This window comes from Actinoplanes sp. NPDC051633 (genome assembly GCF_040681735.1).
Classification (GTDB): Bacteria; Actinomycetota; Actinomycetes; order Mycobacteriales; family Micromonosporaceae; genus Actinoplanes.
In genome coordinates, this window is sequence record NZ_JBFAZH010000309.1 from 1 (window position 1) to 7,292 (window position 7,292).

Consider the following 7,292-nt stretch of genomic DNA (forward strand, 5'->3'; position numbering starts at 1 on the left):
TCGCGGGCGGCATCATCGTCGAGGAGCGCACACAGGCCCTCGACCTCGTGCCGATCGTTGCCGACGCCGGTGTGCCCCTCGATCAGCCCGTCGGTGTAGAGCAGCAGCGACCAGTCCTCGCTGTCGAAGGTCACGTCGCTGGCCGGGGTCGGCGTCGGGCGTACGCCCAGCACGATCCCGGTGCGCGCGGTGACCGGCGCGGCCTCGCCCCGGGCCAGCAGGACCGGCGGCGGATGGCCGGCCAGGCGTACCGTCGCCGTGTCGTCGGTCAGATTGATCGCCACCGCCGCAACCGTCGCGAAGACCTCCCGCGCCCGTCGCTCGGTCATCAGGACCTGTTCCAGCGCGCCGAGGATCTGCTCGTCCGGCACCCCGGCCAGGACCAGCGCCCGCCAGGCGACCCGCAGCTCCACGCCCAGCGCGGCCTCGTCGACGCTGTGCCCGCAGACGTCCCCGACGATCACGTGCAGCTTGTCCTCGCCGACCTGGATGACGTCGAAGAAGTCGCCGCCGAGCAGGCCGAGCGCCCGGCCGGAGCGGTAGAACGTGTGCACCGAGACCTTGGTGGTCTCCATCAGCGGCTGGGGCAGCAGGCCGCGTTCCAGGCGGGCCGACTCGGACTGCCGCAGCTCCACCTCACGCAGCCGCCGCGCGTTCTCGTCGGCCCGCTTGCGCTCGACCGCGTAGCGCAGTGACCGGGTCAGCAGGACGCCGTCGACCTGGCCCTTGACCAGATAGTCCTGTGCGCCCTCGGCGACGGCCGCGACGCCCAGGTGCTCGTCGGAGCGGCCGGTCAGCACGCACACCGCGGCGCTGCCCGCGATGGCCAGGAAACGGCGCAGCCCGTCGATGCCCTCGGCGTCGGGCAGGCCCAGGTCGAGCAGCACACAGTGCATGCCGCGGGTCAGCGAGCGGGCCTCGCGCAGGCTGGTCGCCACGGTCAGCTCGAACGGGGCGCCGGCCTCGTCCAGCAGCTCGCGGACCAGGAAGGCGTCTCCCTCGTCGTCCTCGACCAGCAGGATGCGCAGTCGCTCGGGGCTGAGCCCCGGTGGCGCGGCGGTCCTCGGCGCGACCGACCGTTCCGTCATGCCGATACCCCACTCGACTCGGCCGGGCGTGACGAGCAGATGGTGACGCACGGCGGCCGGACACACAACATCGAAGTCACTCGGCGCCACCGCTCTCGGCGGCCACCCGGCGCACGTGCTGGGCGATCACCTCGCCGAGGATGCCGTGCAACTGCCCGCAGTCACGGCAGTGCAGGTTCTCGTCGAGCCGCCGGCCGCCGCAGCCGATGCAGGTGCCGCGGTCGTCGGGATCGCGGTAGGCATCCAGCGCCTTGCACAGCGCGCGCACCACGTGATCACCGACCGTGAAGATGGTGTCGCCCATTGCGGTGCGTACGCCCAGCACGGCCACCGGCGCGGCGTCCGGCGCCGGGTCGTAGGGACCGACCCGGTCGATGAACTCCGCGACCACTGCGGCGGGATCGAACGGCTCGGTCACGCGTTTAAGTTATGCCACCCGCCGGAGAGATCACCCGGGTACCCGCCTCCGGCACGGCACGATTAGATGTCACCCATGCGTGACGCCCCCGACCGCGCCCTGGCCCGCCCCCGGCCACGACTGCTCGCCGCCCTGGTCACCGTGCTGGCACTGGCCGCCGCGGGGGTGGCGGCGGGGTGGTCCATCCGGCCGCCGGCCGCCCGCGACGCCGGCGCGCCGCCCGGGGAGTTCAGCGCCGGCCGGGCGTTTCAGCAGGTGGAGGCCATGGCCTCGGTGCCGCACCCGGCGGGCAGCGCGGCCAACGACCGGGTGCGTGAGCAGATCATCGGAGTGCTCCGGGGCCTCGGGCTCGACCCGCAGGTGCAGGACACGGTGACCGAGGAGGGGACCCGGCTCTCGGCCGGTGCGGGCGGGATCGGGATGGCCCGCGTACGCAACGTGGTGGCCACGATTCCCGGCACCGCACCCACCGGACGGGTGTTTCTGGTCGCGCATTACGACTCGGTGCAGACCGGGCCGGGCGCGAACGACGACGGCGCGGGCGTCTCGACGATCCTCGAGGCGGTCCGGGCGCTGACCACCGGGCCGCGGCTGCGCAACGACGTCGTGGTGGTGCTGACCGACGCCGAGGAGGCATGCCTCTGCGGCGCACAGGCGTTCGTGCAGCAGCATCCGCTGGCCCGCGACGGCGGCGTGGTGCTCAACTTCGAGGCCCGCGGCAGCCGCGGCCCAGTGATCACCTTCGAGACGTCACCGGACGACAACGAGCTGATCGGCGTGCTGGCCGGCGCGCCGAAGCCGGTCGGCACCTCGTTCGCCGTCGAGGTCTACCGCCTGCTGCCGAACGACACCGACTTCACGGCGTTCCGCAACGCGGGCTTCCGCGGCCTGAACGCCGCCTACATCGACGGCGCCGCGAACTATCACGCCCCCACCGACACACCGGGCGAGATGGACCGTGACAGCCTGCAGCAGCATGGAGACAACGCGCTCGCGCTGACTCGCGCGTTCGGCGGGCGCGACCTGAACGACCTCGAGGCACGCAGCGACGCCACCTACTTCCCGGTGCCGGGCATGCTCGCGCACTACCCGAGCTTTCTGGTGTGGCCGATCGCGGTCGTGGCGCTGCTGGCCGTGTGCTGGCTGGGCGCCGCGGCCCGCCGCCGGGGCTACGTCACCCGCAAGCGCCTGATCGGCGGCTTCGTGCTCGCCGTCGTGCCGATCGCGTTGACTCCGGTGCTGGCCCAGGTGCTGTGGCTGGTGATCACCAGGATCCGCCCGGAGTACGTGGTGCTGCCGATCGACCCGTACCGTCCACTGTGGTTCCGGCTGGCAGTGGTGGCGCTGTCCGCCCTGATCCTGGTCGTCTGGTACGCCATCCTGCGCCGCCGGCTCTCGCCCACCGCGCTGGCCGTCGGCGGGCTCGGCTGGCTCGCCGTGCTCGGCCTGGTGCTCGCGTGGTTCGCGCCCGGCGGGTCGTATCTGGCGGCCCTCCCCGCCCTGGCCGGCGCGGTCTTCGGGCGGCTGGCGATCGCCCTGCGCGGCGGCTGGGGCTCGGTGCTCGCGATCGCGCTCGGCGGCGCGGCGTCGATGATCGTGCTGCTCCCGCTGGTGGTGATGTTCTTCCCGGCGCTGGGCATGCAGCTGGCCGGGGCGGGCGCCCTGCTCGTCACGCTGCTCGGGCTGGCGCTGCTGCCGGCGATCGACCTGCTGCACCCGGAGGCCGGCGGCCAGCGGGCGATGGCGGCGCTGCGGGCCCGCCGGCTGGGCCTGCTGCCCACACTGCTGGCGCTGGCCGCGGTGATCGGCTGCACGGCGAACGGCTTGCGCGTCGACCGGTTCGACGAGGCGCATCCGGTGCCGACCAACCTGATGTACGCCCTGGACGCGAACACCGGCCAGGCTCGCTGGCTCAGCGGGGAGAGCGAACCCGGCGAGTGGACGTCACAGTTCGTGTCCGGCGGAGAGGCGCCGGTGACCGCGGCCTTCCCGGCCTTCGGCGCCGACGAGTTCCACTCCGGCCCGGCCGCCGCGATCGACTTCCCGGCGCCGCTGCTGACGAGGATCAGCGACACCCGGGGCCGCGCGGACCGCATCCTGCGCCTGCGCCTGCGGCCGCAGCGGCCGGTCCGCTTCGTCGCCCTGCACGTGGCCGCGGACGCCGGGGTGACGGCGGCGTCGGCGGGCGGCCGGTCCATCCCGGTCGACAGGGAGGCCGGCGACGGCTGGGGCTTCGGTTTCGTCTTCCACGCGCCACCGGCCGAGGGGGTGGAGGTGATCCTGCGGGTCGGCAACCAGGGCCGGATCCGCTATCGGGCGATGGACGTCAGCGACGGGGTCAGTTTCGTCCCGGGCTTCCGCATCCGCCCGGCGGACGTGGGCGTCATGGGCTCGCACTCGTCGGATCAGTTGGCGATCGCCCGCACGTACGACTTCTGAGCCGGATCAGCGCTGGTTGTCGAACCGGAAGTGGATGAAGAGGCGGCCCCAGTTCTGGCCGTCCTTCTCCACCCGGTGGTACAGCTGCTTGATCTCCTTCTGGTCCAGGAAGCGCAGTACCTTCTTCTTCAGCTGCCCACTGCCCTTGCCCGGGATGATCTCGACCAGCTTGATGCGCTTGGCCACCGCCTCGTTGACGACATCGCGCAGCGCCTTGTCGATCTGGCCGCCCTTGTTGTAGATGTCGTGGAGATCGAGTTTCAGCTTCACGCTGCCAAGACTAAGGCTGGTCGTTCTTGCCGAGCCACGTCTCGACGCGGTTCAGCGCCTCCTGGTAGTCGCCGTGCTCCTTCATCGCCGCCGCCAGCCGCAGGTGCGGGAGGGCCTCACGGAACCGGCCGGCCCTCTCGAGAGTCCGGCCGAGCACGTGGTGCGCGTAGTGGTCCGACGGATCGTGCTCGATCAGAGCACGTAACTGGGCCTCGGCGCCGGCCAGCTGAGCGGAGTTGAAATACGCCCGGGCCAGCAGCTGGCGCACCGCGGCGTTGCGCGGCTCGGCCTCGACGATGGGCTCGAGCACCTTCGCCGCACCGAGCGGGTCGCCGGACTCGAAGATGAAGGTCGCTCGGCGGTACTCCTCGAGAAGATCCACAACCCGCTCCCCACTCTCGCGCCCGATGAGAGAAGACCAACGCTGGCACAACATCGAGCCAACGGCCAGCTCCAGCGTCTGGGCAAAACCCCTCATATTGCAACCCTTGGTGCGGAGAATGCCTGCGTGGGGGACTTTCCGAGCCATCTGGTCCGAGCTCCCGCGCGCCCAAGATTCGGACGGTTGAAGGCCGCCGCCATCGTCGCCGTCACGCTCGCGATGTGCCTTCCGCTGACCTCCGCGGTCGCGTCGCCGGTAGTGACCAGCGACGCCTTCGCGATCCAGGGCATGGACCGGATCGCCTCTCCGCCGACCGGCGCCGACTGGGCGCCCGCCGTCCGCATGAAGGCCGGCCTCAACCTGATCGCCACCGCGGGCGACGGCCGCTTCGCACTGCACACCGCGCACGGCGACGTCACGTTCCTGCCCGGCGTCAACCTGGGCAGCACGACGCCGGGGCACCAGCCCGGCGAGTTGTCGGTCACGCGGGCGCAGTACCGCACCTGGTTCGCCGCGATGGCCTGGCTCGGGCTGCGGGTGGTTCGCGTCTACACGATCCACCCGCCCGCCTTCTACCAGGAGCTGGCCCGCTACAACCACGGCAATCCGGACAGACCGCTCTACCTGATGCAGGGCGTCTACTTCCCCGACGAGTCGTACGTCGAGAAGAACGACCTCTACGACAAGGCGGTGACCAGCGCTTTCCGGGCGGAGCTGAAGGACGCCTCGGACGCGGTGGCCGGCTCGCTGCAGCGCAAGCCGCAGCGTGGGCGGGCGAGCGGCACCTGGGACACCGACGTCACGCCCTGGTTGTGCGGCTGGATCATCGGCGTGGAGCTCGACCCCTACGCGGGCGTCGCCTCGGATCGGCGCAACGCGGCCGCGCCGCAGGTCAAGGGCAAGTTCTTCTCGAGTACGCGAGACGCGACGCCGACCGAGCGCTGGCTGGCCGCGCGGATGAACGAGCTGGCCACCCATCAGGCCGCGCGGGGCATGAGCCAGCCGATCGCGTTCACCAACTGGCCGACCACCGACCCGCTGCGCCACCCCGAGGAGCCGCTCGAGCAGGAGGACCTGCTCCAGCTCGACGCCAACCACGTCCGGGCGTCCGCCGCGTGGCCGGCCGGCACGTTCGCCAGCTACCACGCCTACCCGTACTACCCGGACTTCCAGCGGTACGAGTACGCCGGCCGGTCCGACCCGTACGCCGCGTACCTGCGGTCCCTGAAGCGCCACCACGGGTCCACGCCCACGCTGGTCACCGAGTTCGGCGTGCCGTCGTCGATCGGCTCGGCGCACAACAGCCCGCTCGGCCGCTCGCAGGGCGACCACAGCGAGCGCGAGGCGATGCGGATCGACGCCGAGCTGCTGCGGGTGATCCACGATCAGGGGCTCGGCGGCGGCTTCCTGTTCGGCTGGGTGGACGAGTGGTTCAAGTTCACCTGGAACACCATCGCGCACCAGGACCCCGAGCGCCGGCAACTGTGGCACGACCCGTACACCAACGAGCAGCACTTCGGGCTGATCGCCATGGATGCGGCCGGCCCGCCCGACACCGCGGCCGAGTACCTGTTCGACACCGAGGGCGCCTGGCCGGCCCGGCGGGTCACCGCCCGGGTCGACGAGTCGTACGCGCATCTGCGGATCGGCCTGGGCGACCCGGCGCCGTCCGCCCTGACGCTGTCCTTCGACGTGCTGCCGTCGGTGGTCGGCGCGCCGCCGCCCGGGTCGGGTGACCGGATGGGCGACGCCGCGCTCACCTTCGACCTGACCGAGCGCACCGGGCAGGCGTACCTGCGGGACGTGATCGATCCCCTCCGGCTGGACTATCCCGGTCTGCGACGGCCCTCGGGCGGGTGGCAGCGGTTCGAGCTGATCGTGAACCGTCCCTTCCCCGAGCGTCGTCTCCCGGCGGAGATCATCAACGCCGGTGCGTTGCGCTACGGGAGTTGGAACCCCGACGACGAGGACGCCGACAGCCGGTCGCTGTGGCGGGTCGAGGACGGCGACCTGGTGGTGCGGGTGCCGTGGGCGCTGCTCGGTTTCGCCGACCCGTCGGCCCACATGATCGGGATGCCGCGCAACGGCAAGCTGAAGCTGGTCGTCGGCCCGGGCGCGGGCGTGGTGGTGTCGGCCTCCGGGACCGATCAGTTCGTCGGCGACGTGACCTGGGTGAACTGGAACCGGCCGCACTGGACCGAGCGGCTCAAGCAGGGCGCGTCGGTGTTCCGGGACGCGGCGCTCGAGCTCACCGGGCCCGCCTGACCTTGTTGACTGTCAGTGCCGCGAGTCCCAGCCCGATCAGGAGGAAGCCCAGCGCAACCGTCGACCACACGACCGGCTCGCCGCCGGTCGACGGAAGATCGCCGCCGCCCTCGCCGGGAGGTTCGGCGGGCGCGAGCCGGGTCGGCGAGGCGGCCGTGGTCACTCCGGGCGCAGCGGTCGTGAACTCGCTGATCGTGCTGCCCTCGGTCGCATACGTCAGCACGGTCACGTCGTAGTCCGCCCCGTTGGTCAGCCCGGTCAACCGGCAGCCCGTCCCGGTCGGCGTGGTGACCTCGCAGAAAGCGCCGAAATCGGAGGTGACGGCCAGGTAGGAGACGAAGTCGCCGGACCCGAAGTCGGCCACCGGACGCCAGGAGATCTGCAGGCCGCGGTTCACCGCCTTGGTCCGGACCGCGGTCACGGCCGCGGG

At 71.8% G+C, this 7,292-nt stretch carries 7 protein-coding genes; 2 read left to right on the forward strand and 5 right to left on the reverse strand.

Annotated elements, in window-relative coordinates:
* Both AB0M20_RS18680 and AB0M20_RS18685 read right to left on the reverse strand, forming a co-directional pair.
* A partial coding sequence (locus tag AB0M20_RS18680; RefSeq protein ID WP_364299677.1) for a fused response regulator/phosphatase occupies window positions 1-1,088 on the reverse strand: 1,088 nt, incomplete at its 3' end.
* Between the two features lie 76 nt (window positions 1,089-1,164).
* Entirely contained in the window at window positions 1,165-1,506 is a 342-nt protein-coding gene (locus AB0M20_RS18685; RefSeq protein ID WP_364299679.1) for a hypothetical protein, read from the reverse strand.
* Window positions 1,507-1,572: 66 nt separating this feature from the next.
* Here AB0M20_RS18685 and AB0M20_RS18690 point away from each other — a divergent pair, with 66 nt between their 5' ends.
* The gene (locus AB0M20_RS18690) at window positions 1,573-3,945 is read left to right on the forward strand and encodes a M20/M25/M40 family metallo-hydrolase (RefSeq protein ID WP_364299681.1); all 2,373 of its coding nucleotides are present in this window, start codon (window positions 1,573-1,575) and stop codon (window positions 3,943-3,945) included.
* Between the two features lie 6 nt (window positions 3,946-3,951).
* Here the strand turns inward: AB0M20_RS18690 and AB0M20_RS18695 are convergent, their stop codons facing one another.
* Together AB0M20_RS18695 and AB0M20_RS18700 are read right to left on the reverse strand one after the other, a co-directional pair.
* On the reverse strand, window positions 3,952-4,215 hold the full coding sequence (locus AB0M20_RS18695) for a Smr/MutS family protein (protein WP_364299683.1): 264 nt from the start codon (window positions 4,213-4,215) through the stop codon (window positions 3,952-3,954).
* Window positions 4,216-4,225: 10 nt separating this feature from the next.
* Complete coding sequence (locus AB0M20_RS18700; protein WP_364299685.1) at window positions 4,226-4,597, reverse strand: tetratricopeptide repeat protein; 372 nt, start codon at window positions 4,595-4,597, stop codon at window positions 4,226-4,228.
* 183 nt (window positions 4,598-4,780) lie between these two features.
* Between AB0M20_RS18700 and AB0M20_RS18705 the strand changes: the two genes are divergently transcribed.
* On the forward strand, window positions 4,781-6,862 hold the full coding sequence (locus AB0M20_RS18705; protein ID WP_364299687.1) for a hypothetical protein: 2,082 nt from the start codon (window positions 4,781-4,783) through the stop codon (window positions 6,860-6,862).
* Here the strand turns inward: AB0M20_RS18705 and AB0M20_RS18710 are convergent.
* On the reverse strand, window positions 6,846-7,292 hold a 447-nt coding region (locus AB0M20_RS18710), incomplete at its 5' end, for a fibronectin type III domain-containing protein (RefSeq protein ID WP_364299689.1). The genes AB0M20_RS18705 and AB0M20_RS18710 overlap by 17 nt on opposite strands.